General features: G+C 61.7%; 29 protein-coding genes. 8 read left to right on the top strand and 21 right to left on the bottom strand.

All coding sequences use genetic code 11. The features are described 5' to 3' along the window. Positions 1–15: 15 nt before the first annotated feature. On the top strand, positions 16–1,149 hold the full coding sequence (gene proB, locus E0473_RS12010) for a glutamate 5-kinase (protein ID WP_137681134.1): 1,134 nt from the start codon (positions 16–18) through the stop codon (positions 1,147–1,149). Further along, a complete protein-coding gene (locus E0473_RS12015; RefSeq protein ID WP_277751518.1) occupies positions 1,146–2,060 on the top strand; it encodes an NAD-dependent epimerase/dehydratase family protein in 915 nt (304 codons plus the stop codon). Before proB ends, E0473_RS12015 begins: the two co-directional genes overlap by 4 nt. 700 nt (positions 2,061–2,760) lie before the next feature. Here E0473_RS12015 and E0473_RS12020 read toward each other — a convergent pair. The 5 genes from E0473_RS12020 to cobA are packed head-to-tail and all read right to left on the bottom strand — an operon-like array spanning position 2,761 to position 6,695. Then, positions 2,761–3,558, bottom strand: coding sequence for a phosphoadenylyl-sulfate reductase (locus E0473_RS12020; RefSeq protein WP_137681135.1), 798 nt, complete (start codon positions 3,556–3,558; stop codon positions 2,761–2,763). After that, positions 3,551–4,003 (bottom strand): DUF934 domain-containing protein, encoded by a 453-nt coding sequence (locus E0473_RS12025; protein ID WP_137681136.1) that lies wholly within the window; start codon positions 4,001–4,003, stop codon positions 3,551–3,553. Before E0473_RS12025 ends, E0473_RS12020 begins: the two co-directional genes overlap by 8 nt. Further along, on the bottom strand, positions 3,996–5,630 hold the full coding sequence (locus tag E0473_RS12030) for a nitrite/sulfite reductase (RefSeq protein ID WP_137681137.1): 1,635 nt from the start codon (positions 5,628–5,630) through the stop codon (positions 3,996–3,998). The genes E0473_RS12025 and E0473_RS12030 overlap by 8 nt, the downstream gene beginning before the upstream one ends. A gap of 1 nt (position 5,631) precedes the next feature. Continuing rightward, entirely contained in the window at positions 5,632–5,931 is a 300-nt protein-coding gene (locus tag E0473_RS12035) for a DUF2849 domain-containing protein (protein ID WP_137681138.1), read from the bottom strand. Next, entirely contained in the window at positions 5,928–6,695 is a 768-nt protein-coding gene (gene cobA / locus E0473_RS12040; RefSeq protein WP_137681139.1) for a uroporphyrinogen-III C-methyltransferase, read from the bottom strand. Before cobA ends, E0473_RS12035 begins: the two co-directional genes overlap by 4 nt. Before the next feature lie 186 nt (positions 6,696–6,881). On the opposite strand from cobA, the gene E0473_RS12045 reads away from it, so the two are divergent. Then, complete coding sequence (locus tag E0473_RS12045; protein ID WP_137681140.1) at positions 6,882–7,790, top strand: glycosyltransferase family 2 protein; 909 nt, start codon at positions 6,882–6,884, stop codon at positions 7,788–7,790. Between the two features lie 13 nt (positions 7,791–7,803). Here the strand turns inward: E0473_RS12045 and E0473_RS12050 are convergent, their stop codons facing one another. Genes E0473_RS12050 through sseA form a run of 3 tightly spaced genes read right to left on the bottom strand, consistent with a single transcriptional unit; the run spans position 7,804 to position 11,053 of the window. Then, complete coding sequence (locus E0473_RS12050; protein WP_421721791.1) at positions 7,804–8,982, bottom strand: mechanosensitive ion channel family protein; 1,179 nt, start codon at positions 8,980–8,982, stop codon at positions 7,804–7,806. Further along, the gene (gene metC, locus E0473_RS12055) at positions 8,979–10,256 is read right to left on the bottom strand and encodes a cystathionine beta-lyase (RefSeq protein ID WP_137681141.1); all 1,278 of its coding nucleotides are present in this window, start codon (positions 10,254–10,256) and stop codon (positions 8,979–8,981) included. Before metC ends, E0473_RS12050 begins: the two co-directional genes overlap by 4 nt. After that, the gene (sseA, locus tag E0473_RS12060) at positions 10,208–11,053 is read right to left on the bottom strand and encodes a 3-mercaptopyruvate sulfurtransferase (protein WP_137681142.1); all 846 of its coding nucleotides are present in this window, start codon (positions 11,051–11,053) and stop codon (positions 10,208–10,210) included. The genes metC and sseA overlap by 49 nt, the downstream gene beginning before the upstream one ends. Before the next feature lie 80 nt (positions 11,054–11,133). On the opposite strand from sseA, the gene queF reads away from it, so the two are divergent. Continuing rightward, a complete protein-coding gene (queF, locus tag E0473_RS12065; protein ID WP_137681143.1) occupies positions 11,134–11,592 on the top strand; it encodes a preQ(1) synthase in 459 nt (152 codons plus the stop codon). A gap of 3 nt (positions 11,593–11,595) precedes the next feature. On the opposite strand, the gene E0473_RS12070 is transcribed toward queF, so the two are convergent. The 11 genes from E0473_RS12070 to E0473_RS12115 all read right to left on the bottom strand — a co-directional run bounded on the left by E0473_RS12070 (position 11,596) and on the right by E0473_RS12115 (position 15,892). After that, positions 11,596–12,372, bottom strand: coding sequence for a sulfite exporter TauE/SafE family protein (locus tag E0473_RS12070; protein WP_137681511.1), 777 nt, complete (start codon positions 12,370–12,372; stop codon positions 11,596–11,598). 149 nt (positions 12,373–12,521) lie between these two features. Next, positions 12,522–12,962 (bottom strand): RrF2 family transcriptional regulator, encoded by a 441-nt coding sequence (locus E0473_RS12075; RefSeq protein WP_137681144.1) that lies wholly within the window; start codon positions 12,960–12,962, stop codon positions 12,522–12,524. Between the two features lie 160 nt (positions 12,963–13,122). Further along, positions 13,123–13,305 carry a helix-turn-helix transcriptional regulator gene (locus E0473_RS12080; protein WP_137681145.1) on the bottom strand — a complete coding sequence of 61 codons (183 nt, stop codon included), beginning with the start codon at positions 13,303–13,305 and terminating at the stop codon, positions 13,123–13,125. After that, a complete protein-coding gene (locus E0473_RS15410) occupies positions 13,302–13,442 on the bottom strand; it encodes a hypothetical protein (RefSeq protein WP_161981584.1) in 141 nt (46 codons plus the stop codon). The genes E0473_RS12080 and E0473_RS15410 overlap by 4 nt, the downstream gene beginning before the upstream one ends. After that, complete coding sequence (locus E0473_RS12085; RefSeq protein ID WP_137681146.1) at positions 13,442–13,678, bottom strand: DUF2312 domain-containing protein; 237 nt, start codon at positions 13,676–13,678, stop codon at positions 13,442–13,444. The genes E0473_RS15410 and E0473_RS12085 overlap by 1 nt, the downstream gene beginning before the upstream one ends. Positions 13,679–13,766: 88 nt before the next feature. Then, positions 13,767–13,949, bottom strand: a complete 183-nt coding sequence (locus E0473_RS12090; protein WP_137681147.1) for a hypothetical protein — start codon at positions 13,947–13,949, stop codon at positions 13,767–13,769. Beyond that, the gene (locus tag E0473_RS12095; RefSeq protein WP_137681148.1) at positions 13,946–14,131 is read right to left on the bottom strand and encodes a hypothetical protein; all 186 of its coding nucleotides are present in this window, start codon (positions 14,129–14,131) and stop codon (positions 13,946–13,948) included. Before E0473_RS12095 ends, E0473_RS12090 begins: the two co-directional genes overlap by 4 nt. Beyond that, positions 14,128–14,661 (bottom strand): LexA family protein, encoded by a 534-nt coding sequence (locus E0473_RS12100; RefSeq protein WP_161981585.1) that lies wholly within the window; start codon positions 14,659–14,661, stop codon positions 14,128–14,130. The genes E0473_RS12095 and E0473_RS12100 overlap by 4 nt, the downstream gene beginning before the upstream one ends. Positions 14,662–14,814: 153 nt before the next feature. Then, complete coding sequence (locus tag E0473_RS12105) at positions 14,815–15,132, bottom strand: Ogr/Delta-like zinc finger protein (RefSeq protein ID WP_137681150.1); 318 nt, start codon at positions 15,130–15,132, stop codon at positions 14,815–14,817. Beyond that, entirely contained in the window at positions 15,129–15,596 is a 468-nt protein-coding gene (locus E0473_RS12110; RefSeq protein ID WP_137681151.1) for a hypothetical protein, read from the bottom strand. Before E0473_RS12110 ends, E0473_RS12105 begins: the two co-directional genes overlap by 4 nt. Then, positions 15,593–15,892: a transcriptional regulator gene (locus E0473_RS12115; protein WP_137681152.1), complete on the bottom strand. Its 300-nt coding sequence runs from the start codon at positions 15,890–15,892 to the stop codon at positions 15,593–15,595. The genes E0473_RS12110 and E0473_RS12115 overlap by 4 nt, the downstream gene beginning before the upstream one ends. A gap of 86 nt (positions 15,893–15,978) precedes the next feature. Between E0473_RS12115 and E0473_RS12120 the strand changes: the two genes are divergently transcribed. Next, positions 15,979–16,638, top strand: coding sequence for an XRE family transcriptional regulator (locus E0473_RS12120; protein ID WP_137681153.1), 660 nt, complete (start codon positions 15,979–15,981; stop codon positions 16,636–16,638). 254 nt (positions 16,639–16,892) lie between these two features. Here E0473_RS12120 and E0473_RS12125 read toward each other — a convergent pair whose 3' ends face one another. Together E0473_RS12125 and E0473_RS12130 are read right to left on the bottom strand one after the other, a co-directional pair. Further along, positions 16,893–17,906: an O-methyltransferase gene (locus tag E0473_RS12125; protein ID WP_338325096.1), complete on the bottom strand. Its 1,014-nt coding sequence runs from the start codon at positions 17,904–17,906 to the stop codon at positions 16,893–16,895. Continuing rightward, positions 17,903–19,318, bottom strand: a complete 1,416-nt coding sequence (locus tag E0473_RS12130; protein ID WP_137681155.1) for an ATP-binding protein — start codon at positions 19,316–19,318, stop codon at positions 17,903–17,905. The genes E0473_RS12125 and E0473_RS12130 overlap by 4 nt, the downstream gene beginning before the upstream one ends. A gap of 249 nt (positions 19,319–19,567) precedes the next feature. Here E0473_RS12130 and E0473_RS12135 point away from each other — a divergent pair, with 249 nt between their 5' ends. From E0473_RS12135 to E0473_RS12145, 3 genes are read left to right on the top strand one after another with little or no spacing between them, the layout of a single operon-like run. Then, the gene (locus E0473_RS12135) at positions 19,568–20,005 is read left to right on the top strand and encodes a very short patch repair endonuclease (RefSeq protein WP_137681156.1); all 438 of its coding nucleotides are present in this window, start codon (positions 19,568–19,570) and stop codon (positions 20,003–20,005) included. Then, on the top strand, positions 20,002–21,387 hold the full coding sequence (locus tag E0473_RS12140) for a DNA cytosine methyltransferase (RefSeq protein ID WP_241657490.1): 1,386 nt from the start codon (positions 20,002–20,004) through the stop codon (positions 21,385–21,387). Before E0473_RS12135 ends, E0473_RS12140 begins: the two co-directional genes overlap by 4 nt. Beyond that, entirely contained in the window at positions 21,380–22,159 is a 780-nt protein-coding gene (locus tag E0473_RS12145) for an endonuclease (protein ID WP_137681157.1), read from the top strand. Before E0473_RS12140 ends, E0473_RS12145 begins: the two co-directional genes overlap by 8 nt. Positions 22,160–22,301: the final 142 nt, after the last annotated feature.

A 22,301-nucleotide genomic window follows, 5' to 3' on the forward strand; every position in this document is an offset into this window, starting at 1 on the left:
GCTAAGCCGCCGCGCATGAGCATTACCTGCCTTCGCGACCTTGCCGATCACGCGCTTGCGCCTCTGGTCGTGCTCAAGGTCGGTTCGTCGCTGCTGGTCGGCAAGGACGGCCAGCCGCGCCGTGAATGGCTTGCGGGCCTTACGGGCGAGATCGCGCGGCTGCGTGAGGGCGGACAGAAGGTCATCGTGGTCAGCTCGGGCTCGATCGCGCTCGGCGCCGCGCGGCTTGGCATGGCACGGGGCGGCCGCGGGAGCCTAGCCGATGCACAGGCCTCTGCCGCCGTCGGGCAGATTGCGCTGGGCGGGCTGTGGGCCGAACTGCTTAGCCAGCATGATGTGATCGCGGCGCAGATGTTGCTCACCCTCGACGACCTTGAAGACCGGCGCCGCTATCTCAACGCTTCGGCCACGATCAGTCGGCTGCTCAAGGCGGGTGTGGTGCCGGTAATCAACGAGAACGACTCGGTCGCCACCGAAGAAATCCGCTTTGGCGACAATGACCGGCTTGCCGCCCGTGTGGCGCAGGCGGCCGGTGCCGATGCGGTGGTGTTGCTGTCCGATATCGACGGGCTTTATGACCGCGATCCACGCGAGGAGGGCGCGCGGCTGTTGCCGCTGGTGGAGGGCGTTACGCCGGAAATCCACGCGATGGCGAGCCCCGGTTCGGGGTCCGGCATGGGCTCTGGCGGGATGACGTCGAAATTGCAGGCCGCCGAGATCGCAGAGCGGGCAGGCATTGCGCTCGCCATTATCAACGGCACGCATGACGAGCCGCTCACACGCGCGCTTGGCGGCGATGTGGGCACGCTGTTCCGGCCTCAGCGCAACGATGGTGCGCGCAAAGCCTGGCTCGGGGCGCGGCAGAAGATCGAGGGGAAGCTGGTGATCGATGCCGGATGCGCCGAGGCGCTGCGCAGTGGCGGCAGCCTGCTGGCGGCGGGGATCGTGCAGGTGAGCGGAAGCTTCGAACGCGGCGATCCGGTCGAGGTTCATGACGAAAGCGGCGCAGTGCTGGCACAGGGCTTGAGCGAATATACGAGCGAAGAAGTCGCGGCGATCAAGGGATTGCGGCGCGAAGTTATCGAGCCGGTGCTTGGCTATTCGCCGCGCTCGGCGGTGATTCACCGCGATCATCTGGTGATGCTGTGAGCGGGGTCGTCGCTATCACAGGGGCCACGGGCTTCGTGGGTCAGGCAGTGATGGATGAGGCGGCGCGGCGCGGCATTGCCCTGCGCGCGCTTACCCGGCGCGAGCAGAAGCCGCGCGACAACGTGACCTGGGTGCGCGGCGATCTCGCCGATCACGCCGCACTGGCTGAGCTGGCGCGCGGGGCAGGGGCGCTGTTGCACATCGCGGGCGTGGTGAACGGCGCGAACACTGCCGCTTTCGAGGCAGGCAATATCGAGGGCACCCGCGCCGTGGTGGCCGCAGCACAGACGGCAGACGTGGGGCGGTTCATCTGCGTCTCCTCCATCGCGGCGCGCGAACCGGGCCTGTCGGACTATTGCCGCACCAAACGCGAGGCCGAAGAGCTGGCCAAGGCGAGCGGGCTCGACTGGACTGTGGTGCGTCCTCCCGCCGTTTATGGCCCACGCGATACCGAAATGTTCCAGCTGTTCCGCGCGGCGCGGTTCGGACTGCTGCCTATGCCGCCCGAGGGGCGTCTCTCGGTGATCCACGTGGAGGATCTTGCCCGACTGCTGCTCGACGTAGTGCCGGGAGGGGAGGGGGTCTCAGGCCGGATATTCGAGCCCGACGATGGAACCGAGCGCGGCTGGCGCCATCATGACTTCGCCAAGGCTGTGGGCCGGGCGCTGGGCAGGGATGTGTGGGCCCCGGCGATGCCTGCCTCGTTGCTAGCAACCCTTGCGAAGATCGACCGCGCGGCGCGTGGTCCGCGCGCCAAGCTGACCCCGGATCGGGTGCGGTACATGGTCCATCCCGATTGGGTAAGCGATGCGGCGCGCGCGGTGCCGCGCGCCCTGTGGCAGCCGGCCATCGCCACACCCGAGGGCCTCGCCCAGACTGTGGGCTGGTATCGCGCACAAGGGTGGCTTTAGCCGCGCGAGTACTAGGCAGAAAAAAAGCCCGGCGCGAGGCCGGGCTTTGAAAGTCTTGGGAGAGGATGCCTGAAAGGCCCGTTCCTTATGCGGAGCTGGGCCGATTCTCACAAACGAGCTTACTGCATGAGCTGTTGCGTAATTCGCAATGGGAAATTCTGCGCCCGCTTGGTGCAGCGCATTGCGCGCAATCGGCAATCATCCACGCCACGGCGATAGTCCCGTATCGTTGCGGACATCGTTGTCGCGCAGAAAAAAGCCCGGCACGAGGCCGGGCTTTGAAAGTTTTGGGAGAGGATGCCTGAAAGGCCCGTTCCTTATGCGGGGCTGGGCCGATTCCCGCAAACGAGCTTACTGCACGAGCTGTTGCGAAATTCGCAATGGCGTGGTCCACATCCCGTTTGATGCTTGCCAATTGCGCGCAAGCGGCAAGCATCCACGGAGCGGCGATAGTCCCTTTATCGCTGCGACCATGGTTGACGCGCAGAAAAAAAGCCCGGCGCGAGGCCGGGCTTTGAAAGTCTTGGGAGAGGATGCCTGAAAGGCCCGTTCCTTATGCAGTGCCGGGCCTTTCCGCACAAACGCCATAACCGCAAGACATGTTGCGCAATATGCAACCTCTCGGTTGCGCATTGTCAAAGACCTGTCTTCCGCGGCTCAGGGCGCGCTCTTCTAATCGCTCTCTGAAATGAAAATTACGTTAAAAAACAGGTTCGTATCCTGCCGGAAGCTCGCCATCGTCGTCCTTGCCGGGAAGCGGTGAGCTGGCCCCGTGAATCCCGCACTCGGTCTTGTCCCACCCGCGCCAGCGGCCAGCTCGCGGATCTTCGCCCGGTTTCACCTTGCTGGTGCAGGGCGCGCAACCAACCGAAAGGAAGCCTTCGGCCTCCAGCGGGTGCCGGGGCAGGTCGTGTTCCTCGAAGTAGGCTTCGAGATCGTCCTTGGTCCAGTCGCCCAGGGGATTGATCTTGAGGCGGCCTTCTTCGACCTCAAACCGGGGCAGGTTCTGTCGGGTGACCGACTGAAAAGCCTTGCGCCCGGAAATCCACGCATCGAGCCCGGACTTGGCACGCGCCAACGGCTCCACCTTGCGGATTTCGCAGCAGCCATCGGGATCGTAGGACCAGCGCAGACCGCTTTCGTCCTTCTCCGCCAACACCTCGGGCTTGGGCTCGACCACCTGCGAATTGGTCAGGCCCAGGTGCTTCACCAGTGTCTCGCGATAATCCAGCGTCTCGTCGAACATCTTGAGCGTATCGACAAAGATCACCGGCACGCTCGGGTCGGCCTCGGCGACCAGATGCAGCAGCACCGCGCTTTCGGTGCCGAAGCTGGAGACCACGCCCACCCGGCCGATCGCTTTCTCGGCGAACAGCGTAGCAAGCATCTCCTGCGTGGACATCTCGGCAAAGCGCTCGTTCAGCGCGTCGGCATCCGCCTGAGTAAAAGCGGGGCCGGTGTCGATACGGTCAATCTGGCGGGCGGCGGTGTTACCCATGCCGCTTCTGCCAGATCGGTGCGCGGCCGTCGGTGGTCTTCTGATAGACATTGTCCCAGAGGCCAAAGGCACGTTCCGCGTCGGTTTCGTCAAGCATATCAGCAGGCGCGAAGGCGTCGAAACCGCAGCGGCGCATGATCGCGAGCTGGTCGATCAGCACTTCGCCCACGGCGCGGATCTCGCCCTCGTAGCCGGCTTCGCGCAGCACGCGGGCGGCGGAATAGCCGCGTCCGTCCATGAAGCCGGGGAAGTTCACCTCCACCAGCTTGATGCGGCCAAGATGCGGCAACAGTTCGCGCGTGTCGTCGCCCGGTTCGATCCGCACCGCGGCGGCGTTCGACTGGTCGAGGAACGAATCGACGGTAACGGCCGGATGATCGACCACCTCATCTTCGCGGAAGCGGAACTGCACTTCGTTGGGGCTGGTGCCGAGATTATCAGGCATAAAGTGCCTCCTTGAACGGGTCCATGCCGATGCGGCGGTAGGTATCGAGGAAGCGTTCGCCGTCCTCGCGCTGGGCCAGATAGACGTCAGCGGCCTTCTCAACCGCGTCGACAATGCCAGCCTCATCGAAGCCGGGGCCAGTGATCTTGGCGAGGCTGGTATCCTCCGCCTCGCTCCCGCCGAGCAGCAGCTGGTAGTTTTCAGTGCCCTTCTTGTCGACGCCGAGGATGCCGATGTGGCCTGCATGGTGATGGCCGCAGGCGTTGATGCAGCCCGAGATCTTCAGCTTGAGCTGGCCGAGCGTCTCGCCCTTGCCGTTCTCGGCAAAGCGCTGCGAAATCTTCTGCGCGACGGGGATCGAGCGGGCATTGGCCAGGCTGCAATAGTCGAGGCCGGGGCAGGCGATGATGTCGCCGATGTGGTCGATATTGGCGGTGGCAAGGCCAGCTTCGGCCAGCTTGCCATAAAGCTCGTTCAACCGGCCGATCTCGACGTGCGGCAGCACGATGTTTTGCGCATGGGTGACGCGGCACTCGTCGAACGAATATTCCTTCGCAAGGTCAGCCATCACATGCATTTGCTCTGTGCTGGCGTCGCCGGGAATGCCGCCGACAGGCTTCAGGCTGATCGTCACCGCGACATAGCCAGGGGTTTTGTGCGGCATACAGTTGCTGTCGACCCAGCGCGCGAAGTTCTCGTCCGAACGATCAGCCTTGTCGGTGAGGCCGGTCTTGAATTCGGGGTCCTGGAAGTAGGTCTTGATCCGCTCCAGCTCGGCCAGCGGCGGCTCGATGCCCTGTTCCAGCAGATGCGCGAACTCTTCCTCGACCTGACGCGCATATTCGTCCTTGCCCATCTCGTGGACGAGGATCTTGATGCGCGCCTTGTACTTGTTATCGCGCCGACCGTAGCGGTTGTAGACCCGCAGGCAGGCTTCAGAATAGGTGATCAGCTGGTCAAGCGGGACGAACTCGCGGATCAGCGGAGCAATCATCGGGGTGCGGCCCATGCCGCCGCCGACGTAGAACGCGCAGCCGATTTCGCCCGCATCATTCTTCACGATCTGGATGCCGATATCGTGCAGGCGCATAGCCGCGCGGTCGGTATCCGAAGCGATCACGCAGATCTTGAACTTGCGCGGCAGGTGCAGGAATTCCGGGTGGAAGCTCGACCACTGGCGCAGCAGTTCGGCATAGGGGCGCGGGTCGACCAGCTCGTCGGCGGCAGCGCCGGCGTACTGGTCCGAGCTGATGTTGCGGATGCAATTGCCGCTGGTCTGGATCGCATGCATCTCGACCTTGGCGAGATCGGCAAGCAGATCGGGCGCTTCTTCCAGCTTGATCCAGTTGTACTGGATGTTCTGCCGGGTGGTGAAGTGGCCATAGCCGCGGTCGTACTTGTCGGCGATGTCGGCCAGCGCGTGCATCTGCGTGGAGTTCAGCGTGCCATAGGGCACGGCCACGCGCAGCATGTAGGCGTGCAACTGGAGGTACAGGCCATTCTGCAGGCGCAGCGGCTTGAACTGGTCCTCGGTCATCTTGCCTTCGAGGCGCCGGCGCGTCTGGTCGCGGAATTCGGCGACGCGGGTGTCGACCATTTCCTGATCGTAGTTATCGTACTTGTACATGTCAGATCACCCAGTTGAGAGCTTCAGGCTCGGCGGGTTTGAGGGTCAGGTCGGGGCGCACCGTGGGGCCGAGTGCGCGCACGCGATCCTTGATGTGGGCGGGGCGGACCTTGCCTGCCTCGTCGCGGGTCGCCTCGATGGCGTAGCTGGCATTCACCCGGCGCGCGGCTTCCTCGCGGGCGAGGATCGTTTCGGCTTCGTCGCCCACGTCTACTGCGTCGTCGACATGGGGCGACCAGCCTTGGCCGTCCCACCAGGTGACGAGGCCGGTCAAAAGATCGTTTCCGGTCAGGATTTTCACTGTGCGGCCTCCAGAGCCAGTTGTGCGAGAGCAGCGTCACCGCGTGCGGTAACCTCGCCGATGATGATGAGGGCGGGGCTTTTCACAGCCTCGCGCGAAACGAGATCGGCCAGGCCGGCGAGCGGGGCGCGCAGCACGCGCATATCGGCGCGGCAGGCCTTCTCAACCACGGCGAGCGGGGCATCGGGCGCGAGGCCATCGTCCATGAGCTTTTCGGAAATCTGCGCGGCCGTGGAAACGCCCATGTAAATCACGAGCGTGCGGCCCTTGCCGGCAAGGCCTGCCCAGTTCTGCGCGGCAAGGCCCTTGCACTGACCCGCCACGAAGCTGACCACCGACGCATCTTCGCGGTGGGTGAGCGCGATCTGCGCGGCGGCGGCGGCACCGTTGGCGGCGGAAATGCCGGGGACTACCTCGACTGGGACGCCAGCGGCCTGCGCCGCTTCCATTTCCTCACCCCCGCGGCCGAACACGAAGGGGTCGCCGCCTTTCAGCCGCACCACATCGTTGCCCGCCATAGCCTCACGCACGAGCAATTCGTTGATCGCGTCCTGCGGCATCGTGTGGCGCGCACGAGCCTTGGCGACGCTGATCAGGCGTGCGTCGGGTCGCGCCATATCCAGGATCGCGGGATCGACCAGCCCGTCGTGAACGATCACGCGCGCTTGCGAGACCAGCCGCGCGGCGCGCACAGTGAGCAGCTCCGGATCGCCCGGCCCAGCGCCAACGAGATGGATCGTGCCGATATGATAGGTTTCAGCCATGCCATGCAGATGAACGTTCGCCCGCAGCTATTGAAGCGAGAATGCCTTCACGAGAGGGTAGGTCAGCTTTAGCACGCTGCTCGCGCTTCATTGACCTTTAAGCGGCAACCGATATGGACGGGGCTTCTAACCAACAGGTTTTGCGCCGCATTCCGGCACCTTGGCCTACACCGAAGCGGGGACATCATGGCAGAGCCGGTGACGATCTGCATCTGCACCTATCGCAGGCCTTCACTGTTCAAGACGCTCGCCTCGATAGAGCAACTGCGGCTGAGCAATGTCGAGGTGACCGCCGTGCTGGTGGTCGATAACGATGTGGCCGACGCGTTGCGGTCTCAAGTGGACGAAAGAGCCGGCAACTACCGGTTCCCGCTGCGTTACTGCCATGCCCCGGCGCAGAACATCTCGATTGCGCGCAATGCCGCGCTCGATGGCGTCGAAACGCGCTGGGCCGCCTTCATCGACGATGACGAGGTTGCGAGCCTCGACTGGCTGGAAGAGCTTTACGCCGCTGCCGATGAGGCAGAAGCCGTGATCGGGCAAAGCGTGGCGCAGTACGGTTCGGCGCTGCCCGGCTGGGCCGCGCGGTGCGATTTCCACTCGAACAGGATTACCGGCCGGGTGGACAATGCCTACACCTCGAATGCGCTGATCGATGTGGACTTCCTGCGCCGCAACGCCATCCGGTTCCGCGAAGAACTGGGGCGCACGGGCGGGGAGGATACACTGCTGTTCCGTCAGTTGACGGAGAGCGGCGGGCGCATCGTCTATCGCCCGGAATCGGTGGTTTACGAAGAGGTGCCGCAATCGCGCGCCTCGATGACATGGGTATTCAGGCGTATGTATCGCGCCGGTCAGACGCATGGGCTGCTGTCGCGTGAGTACGATGCCAAGGGCTTTTCCCGTCTCGGCTTTACCGCCGGGGCCAAGGCGCTGGTAAGCGCGGCGATGACGGTCGCCAGCCTGCCGGGCACCGATGCCTCGCGCCGATGGGCGGCACGCGCGGCGTTGCATCTCGGTGCCCTCAGCTACCGGGTGCGCCCGACGATCCTCGAAGAGTACGGGGCCACGCCCGCGACCAGCCCATCAAAGTAGCGCTGTCGCGGCCTCACTCCTCTTCGTTTTTCTTCTCCACCCGCTGCGCAATGGCGGCCACAAGCTGTTGAAATTGCGCATTGTCGCGCAGGTTGAGGTCGCGCTGGGGGAAGGGGATCTCGATCTCGTTCTCCTCGAACAGGTCCCACAGCCGCTTCAGCACCGCCGAACGGACATTGCCCACGCCCTCTTCGGGATCGACGATCCAGCAGTGAATCACGAAATTGACCGAGTTGTCGCCATATTCGCTCATCCATACGGTGGGCGGCGGCACCTTGAGCACGCGCGGGCAATCCTTGGCGGCCTCCAGCATCAGCTTTTCCGCCAGTTTCATGTCCGCGCCGTAAGAGATGCCAACCTGCACCTGCATCCGCACGTTCTTGCTTGAGTACGACCAGTTCTCAACCTGATTGACCATCAGGTTCTCGTTCGGAATCAAATATTCCTTTTCGTCGCGCGTCACGATGGAAACGGCGCGGATGCCGATGCGGCGGATCTGGCCGAAACTCTCGTTGCCCGCCTGATCGGCGATGGCGATCACGTCGCCGGGTTTGATCGACTTGTCGAGCAGCAGGATGATCCCCGCGATCAGGTTGCCGAAGGTTTTCTGCAAGCCGAAACCGATGGCGAGGCCGAAGGCACCGGAGAACACCGTCAGCGCGGTAAGGTCGATCCCCAGCATATCGATGCCGATCAGGATCGAAGCGGCCCATACGAGGATGGTCAGCAGCTTCTCGCCCAGCAGCCTCTGCGAAGGATCCAGCTTGGTCGCGCGATCCAGCATCGCGTGGGACAGCCGCGAAAACAGCCGCGCGGCGATGATGACGCCCGCCACCACCATCACCACCACCAGCACGCTCCACACCGAAAAGCGCGTGTCGGCCACGGTGAAGCCCCAGCTGTCGAGCTTCTCGATCAGCCCGGCTATGGTGACGCTTTGCTCGGCCACAGCGTCTTTCAGCGCATCGGCCCCGGAGACGCCATCGTCTCCGGCGGGGAAGTCAGAAGGTACGCCGGAGGGGGTGTTCGCCCCAGACATTTCAATCGCTTCGCGCGCGCGTTCGACGGCTTTTTCAGCCTCTTGCAGCGCGACCGCCGCCGCCGTTGCATCGGGCGTGGGTGCGGTGGCAGCGGCATTGGCAGCCTCGGTCGGGCCTGTCGGCAGCGTGGAAAGCTCGTCTGTAGCGCTCATGATCCCCCCATGGCGGCAAATCCGCGTTCCAGATCGCGGATAAGGTCGCCAGCATCCTCTAGCCCGATAGCGAGGCGCAGGCCAAGCCCGCTGCCCTCGTCGATGCCGGGCGGCCAGGGGCGCAGCGTGTGCAGGCTGGCCGGATCGATCGGCAGGGCGAGGCTTTCATAGCCGCCCCAGCTGAAGCCAATGCCAAACAGCTCGAGCGTATCGAGCAGGCGCGCGCGCGCCTTCTTGTCGGCACCTTCGGCGAGGACGAAGCTGAACAGGCCGCAGCCGCCCGAAAAGTCGCGCTGCCACAGGTCGTTGCCCGGCGCGCCTTCGAGCTGCGGGCACAGCACCGCGCTGACCTCGGGCCGCGTGGAGAGCCAGCGTGCGACCTCGGTCGCCGTGGCGCTGGTGCGTTCGAGCCGCAGCTCCAGCGTGCGCAGGCCGCGCAGCGCCAATGCGGCGTCGTCGGGCGAAACCACCTGCCCGAGCATTTGCGCATAGCGGCGGATTTCGCCGAGCTGCGGCGCGCGGGCGGACACCGCGCCCATCATCAAGTCCGAATGGCCGCCCACATGTTTTGTCAGGCTCATCAGCGTCACGTCGCAGCCGTGGACAAGGGCGGGAAAACCGAGTGGCCCGGCCCAGGTGTTGTCGATCACGCTGACCACGCCCTTTTCGCGCGCGATAGCGGTGAGTGCGGGAATGTCGCTCACTTCCATGGTCAGGCTGCCCGGGCTTTCGAGCATCACGACCTTGGTGTTCGGCCCGATCATCGCGGCGAAGCCCTCAAGGTCGAGCGGGTCGAATGCGCGGTGGGTGATGCCATAACCGGCCAGCATACCGGCGGCGATATTGCGCGTCGGCTCGTAGGCATTGTCGCAGACCAGCAGTTCGTCGCCCGGCTTCAGCAGTGCGAGCAGCGTGGCGGCGATGGCGGCGACACCGCTCGGGAACAGTTCGGTGCCTTCAGCGCCCTGTTCCAACTCGGTCAGCGCGTCGGCCAGTGCCCACTGGGTCGGCCCGCCACGACGGCCATAGAAGAAGTGGCCGTGCGCGTTGGGGCGGCCCCGGGCGAGGTCTTCGGCGGTTTCGTAAAGGTGGGTGCTGGCGCGCCAGACCGCCGGGTTGACGACGCTGCCGGGTTGGCCTGGCACACTGCACCACTGCTTGCGCCGCCCAGCCTCGACCAGACGGGTGGCATTAGCGTGGCTTGGTGAATTCGCGGTCTTGTCGCTCAAGCGGCTGGTCCTGTTTGCTTGGGGGTGGCGGGATCGGTGCCCCATTCGGCCCAGCTTCCATCGTAAAGCGCAACGTCGCTTTTGCCCGCAAGCGCCAGCGCGAACAGCAGCACCGCCGCCGTCACACCGCCGCCGCAGGTTGTCACCAGCGGGCGATCGAGGTCGACCCCGGCCTTCACAAAAGCAGCGCGGATTTCCTCGGGCGACTTGTAAGTCTCGTCGGCGTTGAACAGGTGATCGAAGGGAAGGTTGCGCGAGCCGGGAATATGCCCGTCGGCTACGTCGGGCCGGAAATCGGGCATTTCGCCGGTGAAGCGTTTGGCCCCGCGTGCGTCGACCAGCTGTTCGGCCTTGCTGTCGAGATTGGCGAGCACATCGGCCTTGGTCCGCACGGCGAGGTCGCCGGGGGTGGCGGCGAAGGAGGAAGCCTCCACATCAGGCGTGCCGCTCTCAACCGGTCGGCCTTCGCTGCGCCACTTGGGCATGCCGCCGTCGAGCAACGAGACATTGGGCATCCCGTGCAGACGGCAGATGAACCACGCGCGTGCGGCGGTTTTTACATAGCTGTCGTCATAGAGCACGACATGGTCGGTTTCCTGCACGCCGAGCGCGGCCATCCGCTGCGCGAATGTTGCCGGATCGGGCAGGGCGGCGGGCACCGTGCTTGCCGGATCGACCAGCGTGGCAAGGTTGAGAAAGCGCGCGCCGGGGATATGCGCCTGGGCGAACTCGGCTTTCGGATCGCGGCCGGCATCTGGCAGGTGCGCGCTCGCATCGAGCACCACGAGATCGGGCGCGCCGAGATGGTCGGCCAGCCACTGGGTGGAAACGAGCATGGACATGTCAGTCAGCCTAGCCCGCGCATGGTCGGCCGTAAACGCCGCACTTGCCCGCGCGCGCAAACGGAGGCATCGCATTTTTCATGAGCGACAATGCAACCCCTCTGCACCTTGGCCAGACCAGCAGCCTGCCCGCCTCTCCCGAAGAGGCCGTGCTCGACTACGTGCCCAATCCGCGCCCGCAGGCGCTTTACATGGTGCGTTTCGCCGCGCCCGAATTCACCTCGCTGTGCCCGGTGACCGGCCAGCCCGATTTCGCCCATCTGGTGATCGACTATGCGCCGGGTGAGACCATCGTGGAATCGAAGAGCCTTAAGCTGTTCCTCGGCAGTTTCCGCAACCATTGCGGGTTCCACGAGGATGTGACCGTGGGCATCGGCGAGCGCCTGTTTGCTGAAATGTCGCCGCGATGGCTGCGCATCGGTGGATATTGGTATCCGCGCGGCGGCATTCCGATCGACGTCTTCTGGCAAAGCGGCACCCCGCCCGAGGGGCTGTTTCTGCCCGATCAGGGCGTGGCCTCCTATCGCGGTCGGGGTTAGCGTTCAGAATAGCGGCCAAGCTTTGTAGACGTTGTAGGCGCTGGTCACGATCAGCACGATAGACACCGCCAGTAGCAGGTAGCGCGGCTTGATCCGGCGCGCGAAGATCGCCCCGAACGGCGCGGCGACCACCCCGCCGATGATCAGGCCCACGGTTGCCACGGTGAAGGCTTCGAGCCCGATGGTGGCTATGAAGGCAACCGAGATCGCCGTCGTTATCAGGAACTCGGCTGAGTTCACCGTGCCGATGGTCTTGCGCGGATCGCTGCCTTGCACCAGCAGGTTGGAGGTGACCACCGGCCCCCAGCCACCGCCACCGGCCGCATCGAGAAACCCGCCCGCTGTGGCCAGCGGGGCAGTATACTGCGGGTCTTGAACCTTGGGCGAGGGCTGGCGAATCGCTTTGGCGAGCAGATAAACGCCAATGGCGGCAAGATAGATCATCACGAACGGCCGGGCGACCGAGGCATCGATGCTGGACAGCAGATAGGCCCCGCAGACCCCGCCCACGATTCCGAACGGCACAAGGCGGCGAAACAGGCCCCAGTCGATATTGCGTTGCCAGATATGGCTCGCACCCGATGCACCGGTGGTAAACATCTCGACCAAGTGGACGCTGGCGGAGGCAGCGGCGGGTGGCATCCCCAGCACCGCGACCAGCAAGGTCTGCGAGATGACGCCAAAAGCCATCCCCAGTGCGCCGTCGATCATTTGCGCGGCAAAGCCCACCGCGATGAAAGGCAGCAGGTGGTAGATAGTGATACTTGCGAAGTCGAACATGGCAATGCTCTCCGGAAGGGCGTCCTGCCCGCGCAGGCTCGCTGTCACCACGCTTTATTCTCTATCAAATAAGTTGAGAATATGGCGGAGCGCAAACATTTTGCTTGGCGCTCGAAAGCCGAGGTTTTGTTGCTATCGGTCCGCGGAGATTATTCGGATGTTTCGTGATCGGCCGGGACAAGCGCGATCGGGTCGGACAGCTTGACCGCATCGAGCAATTCGGCGGTGCGGTCGCGCACCTCCAACATCAGCGCGCGTGTTCGGCAATCGCCCTCGGCCACGCAATTCTTGCATTTCTCATGCGCGAAGCGGCTGGCGCAGGGGACCAGTGCAAGCGATCCGCGCATGATACGAATCAGGTCGCCATAGCTTATGTCCACCGGCGCGATGGCCAACCAGTAGCCCCCGTCGCGCCCGCGCTGCGAATCGACCAGCCCGAAGCGGGTAAGCTCGGACAGGATAACGGTGAGAAACTTGGGCGGGATATTCTGCCGCTCGGCGATCTCGGCCAGCTGCACGGGGCCCTGGCCGTAACGGTCGGCCAGATCCTGCATTGCACGGATCGCATAGCGGGTTTTCTGCGACAGCATCGGGCAGTTATCTTGCCTCGTCGAATCGCAGTCAAGCGAGGGGTGTGGTGCCGGCTGCAGGCTTATGAGGTTGCGAGTAAACATCTGATACACCGTTATAAAAAAGTGAGAGGCCAACTCAGTGCCCCTGCTAGTGCCCCCATCTGAGGCAAAAAAGGGCTCAACAGATCAGCTGACTATCCACCCATTTGGCGATTTCTGACGACTTCCAGAGCGATTTACGCACACCGATCAGGCGCACTTGGCGAGGGAAGTTACCCGTTCTGATCCGCTTGTAGATCGCCGCTCGCTTGATTCCCACGCGGCGTTCGACTTCGGCGATGTCGAGAAGGTGTTCGCTCATGACGATGCTCCTACGATCATGCCGATAAGCAATGCGGTTGCGAGTGCCGCCATCAGGGTCAGTTGGCGGGCGTGCTCCCAGAAGCGCTGGCGGCGGCGACGCTGTTCGAGCGTGATGGGGGTACGGAGCGCGCGCATTAGCCGAGCCCCAGCGCGGCTTTGTAAGTGTCGAGCACCATCTCCATCTCGGAGCGGTCGTTCGGGTCCATCTTCCGCAGGCGCACGACCTGACGGATGATCTTGGGATCGTAGCCCACCGCTTTGGCTTCGCCGTAGATGTCGCGGATATCGTCGCCGATGCCCTTCTTCTCTTCTTCGAGGCGTTCGATGCGCTCGATCAGCAGGCGCAGGCGGTCGTCGGTGGCTTCAGCCATTGAATGGTCTCCTAGTAATGCTTGGCCAGCGCGATCGCGGTGGCGATGAAGGTTGGGGTGACGGGGAGGTAAGGCGGGTGAATTGCCATCAGCTGGCGTTCCGCGCGGCATAGTGGGTGATCCTGGCCGGGATCCGCAGACCACCCGAATAGGTGAATCCGACGTCGGGTTGGTAGCGGCCCGCGTGCTGATGCCCTTCGGTGTCGCGCAGCAGATGATGCTTGCCGTTGCGAGCGCCTGCATCGATCGGGACGAAGCGGAGCGGGTTCATCGCTGCAGCCTCCACAGCGCAGCCTGCGGCATCTTGGCCGGGCGGTTGTCGATGAGGAGCAGCTCGGCGCGGATCGCGCGCCACTTGGCGAGAGCTTCGAGACCCGAGCGCCACACGACGAGGATCGCGAACCCGGAGATTACGCCGAACCCAAAGGCGAGGACGATTGCGACAAGCATCACGCAGCCTCCAGCTCATCGAGCGAAGGATCGCAGGTCGCCGCGGCGAGGCTTGCGAAGGTCGCGAAATCGAATGGGAAGACCGCGCGCTCCTTAAGCTGGCGTGTCAGCCGACCATAGTCGCCGGGCTGATTGCTCTCGAGCGCGGCAAGATCCTCGGCGGCGTGGACGCGGTCGGCGTGGATGGCCGCAATCTGCGCGGCGCATTCGGCAATGCTCTTCCCGGCAGCAACGCGGCATTTGCGCAGGTATTCGCCGGGCGTCTGTTCGGGCGCGATGGAATAGCCCAGCGCGATGCCGTAGCGATTGCGCCAGTTCGGGCGAGCGGTGAGCAGCGAGATGTTGCCGCCACGATCGCGTGCAATCCAACCTCGTTCTTCAAGGTCGACAATCACCTCATGTGCGTTCGACTTCGACTTGAGGCCGAGGCTAGCCGCCAATTCGGCGCGTGATGGCATTCGCCCGCGCGCGGTGTGAAAATCGTGCAGGAACAGCAGAGCGTCGCGCTGCCTTTCGGTGACTGAGTAGGGCATCGGAAACCTCACGTGCCTTTCGGGCAAAGCTCGGGCGCATCCGGAAGAGAGCCGGAGCGCGGGGTTGTCAGGGAGCGGATGAGGGCGGGCGGTGGGTCGCGTTACGCCCGCCCTCGGGGGGTGCCGCGGCATGGAGGACACCGCGGCGGGAAATCAGGGCGGCATCTGCCCAAAGTCGAAACCGGGCGGCTTGGCCTGATCGACCTGCATGGGCCGAAATTCATCGCCCACGCCGCTGGGCGAAATCACCCTCTCGAAGGAGAGGCTGGCCTGCCACGTCATGCCGCACTCGATGTTCGAGCAGACGTAATAGAGGCGGCGATAGGTCGGCGAGATTTCCTCGGACGAGCGGCACAGGCCCCTCTGCCCACACACCGGGCATTTGACAGCCGGAGTCTTCGAGTAGGAGCGCACCGGGCGCCGATCCTCGCGCCTCTCGTCTTTGGCGGGAATGGATGCAGCCATGTTCATTGCAGCACCGCCTCGCTGACGCGGTCGAGCCCATCGAGCGCGGCAATGCCGTTCTTAAGCGCATCGAGCGCCTCTTCCAGCTCGCGCCGCGCCGTGCGGCGAGCACTGGCCGAAGTGGAGTTCGCCGCCGCATCGATCATTGCGGCAACGGCCTCGCCGGTCTCCTTGGCGGCGGCACTGGCAAGGCTGGCCATGGCGCTGGCGGTGACTTCGCGCGTGGCGATATCGAGCCGCAGGGTGAACAGCCGCTGGAACGGGGCGTGATCGCCGCCATGTTCGAGGAAGGCGCGATCAAGCCGTTCGGCATCGATCATGCGCACTTCGGTTTCGCAATCGTGATCCGACCAGTTCCGCACCGCCCGGGTGCTGACCCCGCAGATCGCAGCGCAGCGATCCCAGCCCAGCAGGGCTGCAACGCGGGTGAGCGTGTGCTGATAGGTGAGGGGCTCGCGCAGTTTGGTCATGCGGCGGGCGCCTGCATTTCGTCGAGGCGATTGAAAGAGACGCGACTGGCAGCCCGGTCTACGCCGAGGAAGCGCGGCGAGACCGGAGGGTAGATATCGGGGCGAAGATCATGACGAGAGACGCCCGTGGCGGCTTCTACCTTCAGGACATGTTCCGCGGGCAGTCTTTTGGCGGACTGAAGCCATTTCCAGACGGCGGGCTGACCGACGCCGCAGATGTTCGCGAACGCGGTTTGGCTTCCTGCAATCTCAGTTGCTTTCCGAAGGGCTTCATAGGGCGTGTTTCCGGTCTTCATTCGGCCAGTTATTCTAAAAGGAATAATCTAGTCAATAGCAAATCGAAGGTATCGTGTAATTCCAGTTGGAATAATCCTTCTCTCCTATGCGCGTAGGAGAAAGAATCGCTGAGCGGAGAGCTGCCTTGGGCTTGTCCCAATCCCAGCTGGCCAAGCTGGTGGGGCTGTCGCAGGCCACCATCGGTAAGCTCGAAAGTGGCATAAGCTCTGGATCATCGCACTTATACAAAATTGCGAGAGCACTTGAGACAACCAGCGAATATCTGACTGGGGAGATCGACGACCCCACAGAAGGGTATGTTCCCGCCCCTTCCAGCCAAGCGGTGGCTGAGAGCCTAGGCCTGATCCCAGTGCGAGAGCTGGACCTGAGCTTCGGCATGGGATCGACCTATCTCGACGTGCCGGTGACAGAGGAAGTGCGCCACTTCTCGCGAGACTGGTTGCGGCAATACACTCGCTCCGATCCGAATGACCTGGTCTTCGCTCGCGGGGCAGGGGACTCGATGATGCCCACGCTGCTCGACAGCGACCTGGTGCTGATCGACTGTGCCCAGAAGACCCTCAACATGAGCGACAAAATCTGGGCCATCGCATACGCCGAGTTCGGGATGATCAAACGGCTGCGGCCAGTGCCCGGCGGAGGCGTAGAGATCCTCTCCGACAATCCAAGCGTACCGACAGCAACCGCCTACGACGGCGAAATGCAGGTTCTTGGGCGCGTGGTTGCGGTCGTTAGGAAGATTTGAGGGGTGTTTGGAACAGTCCCGCGCTGGCGGCCGTTGACGCTACCATCGGGCAGAAGCACGTGATCCCGGCAAACCGACTAGGTTGTGTTCCCTTTGCTATTCCAAGCGCAGATGAGAAGTCTGGCGAGTAGACCGACGAGCCTAATCGCCGCTTGGTTTATTCTGCTCTCTCCAGTGTCCGCGTTAGCGATGGTCTGCTTACGAAGCGACACAGAAAACTCTTAAATCTCTCTTCTGCCCAATATTGCCTCGCTCTAATCGAGCGAGACGAAATTCGGATAAAATCGTAGAAGGTTGCCGTATTTTTCGAGGTAAGCTGCGGTTTGCTCTCTGGTGCGATCTTCGAAGAGATCGAATTTCAAATCCTGAATGACCTTTCTCGCCGGTACGGTCGGTAGTAGGCGATCAAGAAGTTCTCGCTCACGACCGGTCAAGGTTGCGATGCGCAGGTCGTGCAATTCGTCCCAATTTTGTGAGACAAGGGGCCAATTTTCCAGTCCGGCGGCTTTGCGAACATCTTCGCCCGATTCAGCGTCCGACGCGACGGCGACAGTTGCAGCAAGCATCTTATGACCATCGGCATAGGTCACGATCGACAAAGGGATGATTTTGGAGCTGGATCGAGCGGATCTTCCCGATACAATGCGGAGCATTCTCGCCAATAGCTTTGGATAACCTTCATCAGAAAGATCAGCCGGCGCAGCGCTTTCGGGGAGGAAGTTTCCGAGGTTGTGGCGCAACCAATTGAAGCGTGCTTCTTGTTTCTGGACGCGTGACATGCCCTCTTTTTCACCCTTAATCGCTTTGTAATTGGCGTTTAAAGTGATGCGGATGATGTCGTAGTGATCTGAGCTATTTATTAGTGTTGAGAATTCATCAAGCTGGGAGCGTAGCTCTGCCGGCTTCGTGTAGTCTAACCAGACGATGTGGTTGGCGCACCCCTTAATCCCAGCTTTTGCATACGCAGCCTGTGGGTTATCGACAAACTCAGACATGGACATCGCAAGGCAGCGACATTGTTTCGTTGGACGATTGAATAGTTGCCGAGGCACGGTGCCGTGATTTTCCTCCAAACTCAGTAGCTGGCGAAGTCCGAGTACTCGGTGGACCTTATGGTGGTCTACCATAGGATAACCACCCATGGACACGTAGACGTGATCATCAAACGCGCACCAGCGCTCCATCCGCCTCAAGAGATCAACAAAAAGGCTCCGGTCAGCAGTTTTTGCTGTGCGAAGGTGGTACGGGATAGAAGCGCCTTGGCTCATCTCGCGACGAACCCTGCATCAGCTAGAACCTCCTCGAATGCGAGCCTCCCTACCTCGCCAGTTTTCAATTCCGGATCCTCGAAGTACTCCCTCAGTGCATCGATTTCCGACTTCTCAGCGGCGAATGAGACTTGGGAAAGGCGGCTCGTGCTCGGAGGCTTTGGAAGTTCCGGGCGAAAAACTTCCAATCCTTTGAACTGACCTGACGTCACACTCTTGGTTCCGTCGAATTCTCGAAGCATTGCGAGACTGCAGGGTTTGACCTCACCTAGCGGCTCCCTCCGCGCTTCCTTTGTTTTCCAGCTGTTTGTGAAGGACGTTAATTTCTTCGTGGCTTCGCGCATGACATCCAATAGCTTGGCATAAACGATAGTCGAAGCGTCGAGGCCACGTTTCGTTGTTGTCAAAGGAAGCTCGCTTACATTGTCTGACGAAAGCAGGGCGATGCCCGAGACGACCGTATATTGGCCATGGTATGAGGGAACGCCTGCCGTCCCCCATCCGGTCAGATAGGTTCGATCCTTGGATACGACGACACGATCATTGCAAGCAATGGTCCACCCCGCTTGCGACCTTCCTTCCTGCTCACCTTGCCGCTCACTCAACTCGTCTTCACGAAGCGGAGGTGCCAGAAGCCCTGCATAAACCTCAACCGTCACCCCCTCGAATGTACCTCGGTAAACGAATGGCTGAACGCCATCGCCACCAAGTTCGCCAGAGACCGCGAGGTAGAAGGGAGCCGGGGTAATAGGGTCTTTCGAAATCCCCTTAGCTTCGATTCTGACTGAGAAGCCCTTGCTGATGATGATGGCGTAGTGATCGGAGATGTACTGCCGCAGATCCTCTATCCAGGCGGCTTCTCCAAGTTTGCTCGCTATTCCAGGATTTAAGTCCTCGACGGTAATAGTTGTGCCGGAAGCTGCACCTTCCGGAAGCTCGATGGCCTGGAGTTCTAGCGGCTTCCATTCATCAGAATTTAGCCAATCTGGTTCGATATCGACCCTGAAAGGCCTATCGCCATATGACACGACGCTGGAGTCGTTTCCAAGTTTGAAAATGGCGCGCTTCATCCCGATCCCATAGACGCCCACGGTGCGATGACCGTCCGCGGGATCCGTGCTTGGAGGTCTACCCAATCTAAAGGCTCTGGTTTTGGCGATTTGGTAAGGAATACCGCCGCAATTGTCCTCGAGTTCGAATCTCTCTGGCGAAAGCCGAAGCACGGCTTCGTATCCATCGTAAGGCTTTTCGCCTTCGTTGGGCTCTGATCGGATTACGCCGTCGATGCAGTTATCGAGAAGATCGAGAATGGCGTCGTCCAACTCGATGTCTCGCGTGAGCATAGACACGAAAAAGGTCTTGGCGGGTGTGGTATTTGCTGTCTCAACCTGGGACGATTCTGGGTCGGTCATTCTATACTTTCCCGTTTTGGAGGACCGGTGCTTTGCAATTATGGTTCAGCAAGGTTCCCAAAGAGCTAATGACAATTTGTTTGCGGTGTGTCGGAAGCACAAAGCATGAGTCGGTGCACCTGGGTCGATCATGATGAACGCAGAAGATGACCTTGAAGATTTTTCCACCGTGCAGAATTGCCACAATCATCGCCGCCATTGTTGAATCTGTCGAGCGACTTTTCAATCGGCGGCCGCTAAGGTCTCCTAATGGCCGACACTCGGACAGCCTCCCAGAGACGCAGTATCATGAAAGCTGTGCGCACCAAGAATACAGGTCCGGAGATGGTCGTTCGCCGACTTCTGACCGACCTTGGCTACCGCTATCGCCTCCACCGGAAGGATTTACCGGGAAGCCCCGACATAGCCTTCATCGGGAAAAAGAAGGCGATTTTTGTGCATGGCTGCTTCTGGCACGGGCACGAGTGTCAAAAGGGCAGAGCACCCAAGTCTCGCCTGGAATACTGGGGGCCGAAGCTGGAGGCGAACCGCCAACGAGATGCGAGAAAATCGCAAGAGCTTCGAGCCCTAGGCTGGTCGGTATTGACCATCTGGCAGTGCGAACTTGGCGATGGCAACCGGCTCTCTCAGCGCCTTGTCGATTTTCTGGGTAAGCCTCCAAGCTGGAGCGAGACGGGAGACCTTTGATCCGCTATCTCCGAAGCGAAGAGAACCTGGCGGAGAATATCGAGTTGTCACGGCCAATCGGAGTTGACCTTTTTGCGGGTGCGGGCGGCCTGAGTCTCGGGTTCGAGCAGGCTGGCTTCGACGTTGCCGCGGCAGTCGAGATCGACCCGGTCCACTGCGCAGTTCACGAGTTCAATTTTCCGGACACTGCCGTCATCCCCCGCTCGGTCGCGGAGCTAAGAGGATCGGATATTCGACTGGCTGCGGGCATCGGCAACAGGCCGGTCGATTGCGTTTTCGGTGGGCCGCCGTGTCAGGGATTCTCCATGATCGGACAGCGCGTTCTTGAAGATCCCCGCAATCGGCTCGTGCTCGATTTCGTCCGGATCGTCGCCGAACTAGATGCGAAGACCTTCGTATTCGAGAACGTGAAGGGTCTGACGGTCGGCAAGCACCGCCAGTTCCTCGATGAACTCGTGGAGGCTTTCGACGCGGCGGGTTACCAAGTGCGGAAGCCTTGGAAAGTTCTGGACGCTGCACACTTCGGGGTGCCGCAGCATCGCGAGCGGCTGATCCTGATCGGTTCGAAGAAAGGTCTGCCACTGCCCGAGTATCCCGAAGCCTCGACATCGCCTGCGGACGGCAAGCGGGCTGTGGAAGGCTTGGCTATGGGGCCAACCTGCTCCGACGCCTTGGACGACTTGCCGGATGCCGACAAATTCACCGCATTAGAATCCGGCGATGCTGTTGCGACCAAGAAGTTTGGGAAGCCGAGCGATTTCGCGGCCGAGCTTCGCGGTTTGACGAATGACGCTTGTCACTTCGGGTATGTGCGGGACTGGAAGCCGGGTGTTTTGACATCCAGCGCCCGAACCAACCACACCGAGATCTCACGACGGCGTTTCGGCGAAACAATGCCAGGGACTGTCGAGCCAATCAGCCGTTTCTATCGCCTTCCCCCTGACGGGCTTTCGAACACACTACGTGCAGGGACAGACGGCGCGAGAGGCGCGTTCACGAGCCCCAGACCGATCCACTATAAATACGACCGCTGTGTTACCGTCCGAGAGATGGCGCGGCTTCATGGATTTCCCGATTGGTTTAGGCTGCATTCAACTAAGTGGCACGGCGCTCGACAGATCGGAAACGCGGTTGCACCGCCCATGGCAAGAGCGATCGCCGGCAGGATCGTCGAGGCACTAGGAGTGGCACCGGAGCGCCCCGAACGAACGGTCGGATTGGGCGATCCTAAGCTGTTAGAGATGGATATGTCCCAAGCGGCAGCCCATTTTGGTGTGCCGGCGCCGAATTCTCGCCGTGACCGCAAGAGTGGAGCCAAGAAGCGGAAGCAGGAGGAAATCGAGGAGGCGCGGCAAGCTGTGCTGAGGAGCGCCCATGGCTAGTAGATATGTAAAGCTGATCGAAGCGATCTTCTTTGATCACTACGAGGCCGGTCTCGCAGAGTTCGAGTTTTTGCGGACGGAAATGGAAGGGCAAGCTGCAGCGATTGGGATCGGCCTGCCAAGAAATCTTGGCGACGTAATCTACTCTTTCCGCTTTCGGAACCCTCTCCCGGACTCGGTCCTGGCGACACAACCGGAGGGACGGGAGTGGATTATAGAAGGCGCCGGTCACGGTCGCTATCGTTTCAGGCTTGTGAGCGCCAACCGTGTGCAGCCTCGCGACGACCTCGTTCGTATCGCGATACCCGATGCCACCCCCGAGCTGATCCGCATGTATGCGCTAGATGACGAGCAGGCGCTGCTTGCGATCGTGCGGTACAACCGACTGATCGATACCTTTCTCGGCCTCACGACCTATAGTCTTCAAAATCACCTGCGCACCACCGTGAAGGGCGTGGGGCAGATCGAGATCGACGAGCTCTATGTGGGCCTCGACAAGCGGGGCTGCCACTACGTCATTCCCGTTCAGGCAAAAGGCGGGAACGACCAAATCGGCATCGTGCAGACGTCCCAGGACATCCGTTGGGTCGAACAGAAATATCCCGACATGAGTTGCCGGGCGATCGCAGCGCAATTTATGGCTGATGACGTGGTGGCGCTATTCGAGCTCATGCTTCAAGATGATGAAGTTCGGGTAGTTGACGAGAAGCACTATAAGCTAGTGCCTTGGCGCGAACTCGATGCACGAGCAATTTGCTCGTATCGGGACTAGGTTATCGTTGGTTACTCATATCGAAATGGTGCCGTACAATCGATTGACCCTAAGGCAAGCCTTGTGGCGCAAGTGCGGCGGGAACGAATTCCGCTATTTACCCTGTGCGCTCCGGTGCTCGAAGTGCAGGGGACGGAATTTC

The organism is Aurantiacibacter suaedae (assembly GCF_005434915.1).
GTDB classification, from domain to species: domain Bacteria; phylum Pseudomonadota; class Alphaproteobacteria; order Sphingomonadales; family Sphingomonadaceae; genus Alteraurantiacibacter; species Alteraurantiacibacter suaedae.

Excerpts from the sequence above, each read along its gene's own strand:
- proB (WP_137681134.1), top strand. The coding sequence starts at position 16 with ATGAGCATTACCTGCCTTCGCGACCTTGCCGATCACGCGCTTGCGCCT.
- E0473_RS12020 (WP_137681135.1), bottom strand. The coding sequence starts at position 3,558 with ATGGGTAACACCGCCGCCCGCCAGATTGACCGTATCGACACCGGCCCC.
- E0473_RS12025 (WP_137681136.1), bottom strand. The coding sequence starts at position 4,003 with ATGCCTGATAATCTCGGCACCAGCCCCAACGAAGTGCAGTTCCGCTTC.
- E0473_RS12030 (WP_137681137.1), bottom strand. The coding sequence starts at position 5,630 with ATGTACAAGTACGATAACTACGATCAGGAAATGGTCGACACCCGCGTC.
- cobA (WP_137681139.1), bottom strand. The coding sequence starts at position 6,695 with ATGGCTGAAACCTATCATATCGGCACGATCCATCTCGTTGGCGCTGGG.
- E0473_RS12045 (WP_137681140.1), top strand. The coding sequence starts at position 6,882 with ATGGCAGAGCCGGTGACGATCTGCATCTGCACCTATCGCAGGCCTTCA.
- E0473_RS12050 (WP_421721791.1), bottom strand. The coding sequence starts at position 8,982 with ATGAGCGCTACAGACGAGCTTTCCACGCTGCCGACAGGCCCGACCGAG.
- metC (WP_137681141.1), bottom strand. The coding sequence starts at position 10,256 with ATGGGGCACCGATCCCGCCACCCCCAAGCAAACAGGACCAGCCGCTTG.
- sseA (WP_137681142.1), bottom strand. The coding sequence starts at position 11,053 with ATGTCCATGCTCGTTTCCACCCAGTGGCTGGCCGACCATCTCGGCGCG.
- queF (WP_137681143.1), top strand. The coding sequence starts at position 11,134 with ATGAGCGACAATGCAACCCCTCTGCACCTTGGCCAGACCAGCAGCCTG.
- E0473_RS12070 (WP_137681511.1), bottom strand. The coding sequence starts at position 12,372 with ATGTTCGACTTCGCAAGTATCACTATCTACCACCTGCTGCCTTTCATC.
- E0473_RS12075 (WP_137681144.1), bottom strand. The coding sequence starts at position 12,962 with ATGCTGTCGCAGAAAACCCGCTATGCGATCCGTGCAATGCAGGATCTG.
- E0473_RS12080 (WP_137681145.1), bottom strand. The coding sequence starts at position 13,305 with ATGAGCGAACACCTTCTCGACATCGCCGAAGTCGAACGCCGCGTGGGA.
- E0473_RS15410 (WP_161981584.1), bottom strand. The coding sequence starts at position 13,442 with ATGCGCGCGCTCCGTACCCCCATCACGCTCGAACAGCGTCGCCGCCGC.
- E0473_RS12085 (WP_137681146.1), bottom strand. The coding sequence starts at position 13,678 with ATGGCTGAAGCCACCGACGACCGCCTGCGCCTGCTGATCGAGCGCATC.
- E0473_RS12090 (WP_137681147.1), bottom strand. The coding sequence starts at position 13,949 with ATGAACCCGCTCCGCTTCGTCCCGATCGATGCAGGCGCTCGCAACGGC.
- E0473_RS12100 (WP_161981585.1), bottom strand. The coding sequence starts at position 14,661 with ATGCCCTACTCAGTCACCGAAAGGCAGCGCGACGCTCTGCTGTTCCTG.
- E0473_RS12105 (WP_137681150.1), bottom strand. The coding sequence starts at position 15,132 with ATGAACATGGCTGCATCCATTCCCGCCAAAGACGAGAGGCGCGAGGAT.
- E0473_RS12110 (WP_137681151.1), bottom strand. The coding sequence starts at position 15,596 with ATGACCAAACTGCGCGAGCCCCTCACCTATCAGCACACGCTCACCCGC.
- E0473_RS12115 (WP_137681152.1), bottom strand. The coding sequence starts at position 15,892 with ATGAAGACCGGAAACACGCCCTATGAAGCCCTTCGGAAAGCAACTGAG.
- E0473_RS12120 (WP_137681153.1), top strand. The coding sequence starts at position 15,979 with ATGCGCGTAGGAGAAAGAATCGCTGAGCGGAGAGCTGCCTTGGGCTTG.
- E0473_RS12125 (WP_338325096.1), bottom strand. The coding sequence starts at position 17,906 with ATGAGCCAAGGCGCTTCTATCCCGTACCACCTTCGCACAGCAAAAACT.
- E0473_RS12130 (WP_137681155.1), bottom strand. The coding sequence starts at position 19,318 with ATGACCGACCCAGAATCGTCCCAGGTTGAGACAGCAAATACCACACCC.
- E0473_RS12135 (WP_137681156.1), top strand. The coding sequence starts at position 19,568 with ATGGCCGACACTCGGACAGCCTCCCAGAGACGCAGTATCATGAAAGCT.
- E0473_RS12145 (WP_137681157.1), top strand. The coding sequence starts at position 21,380 with ATGGCTAGTAGATATGTAAAGCTGATCGAAGCGATCTTCTTTGATCAC.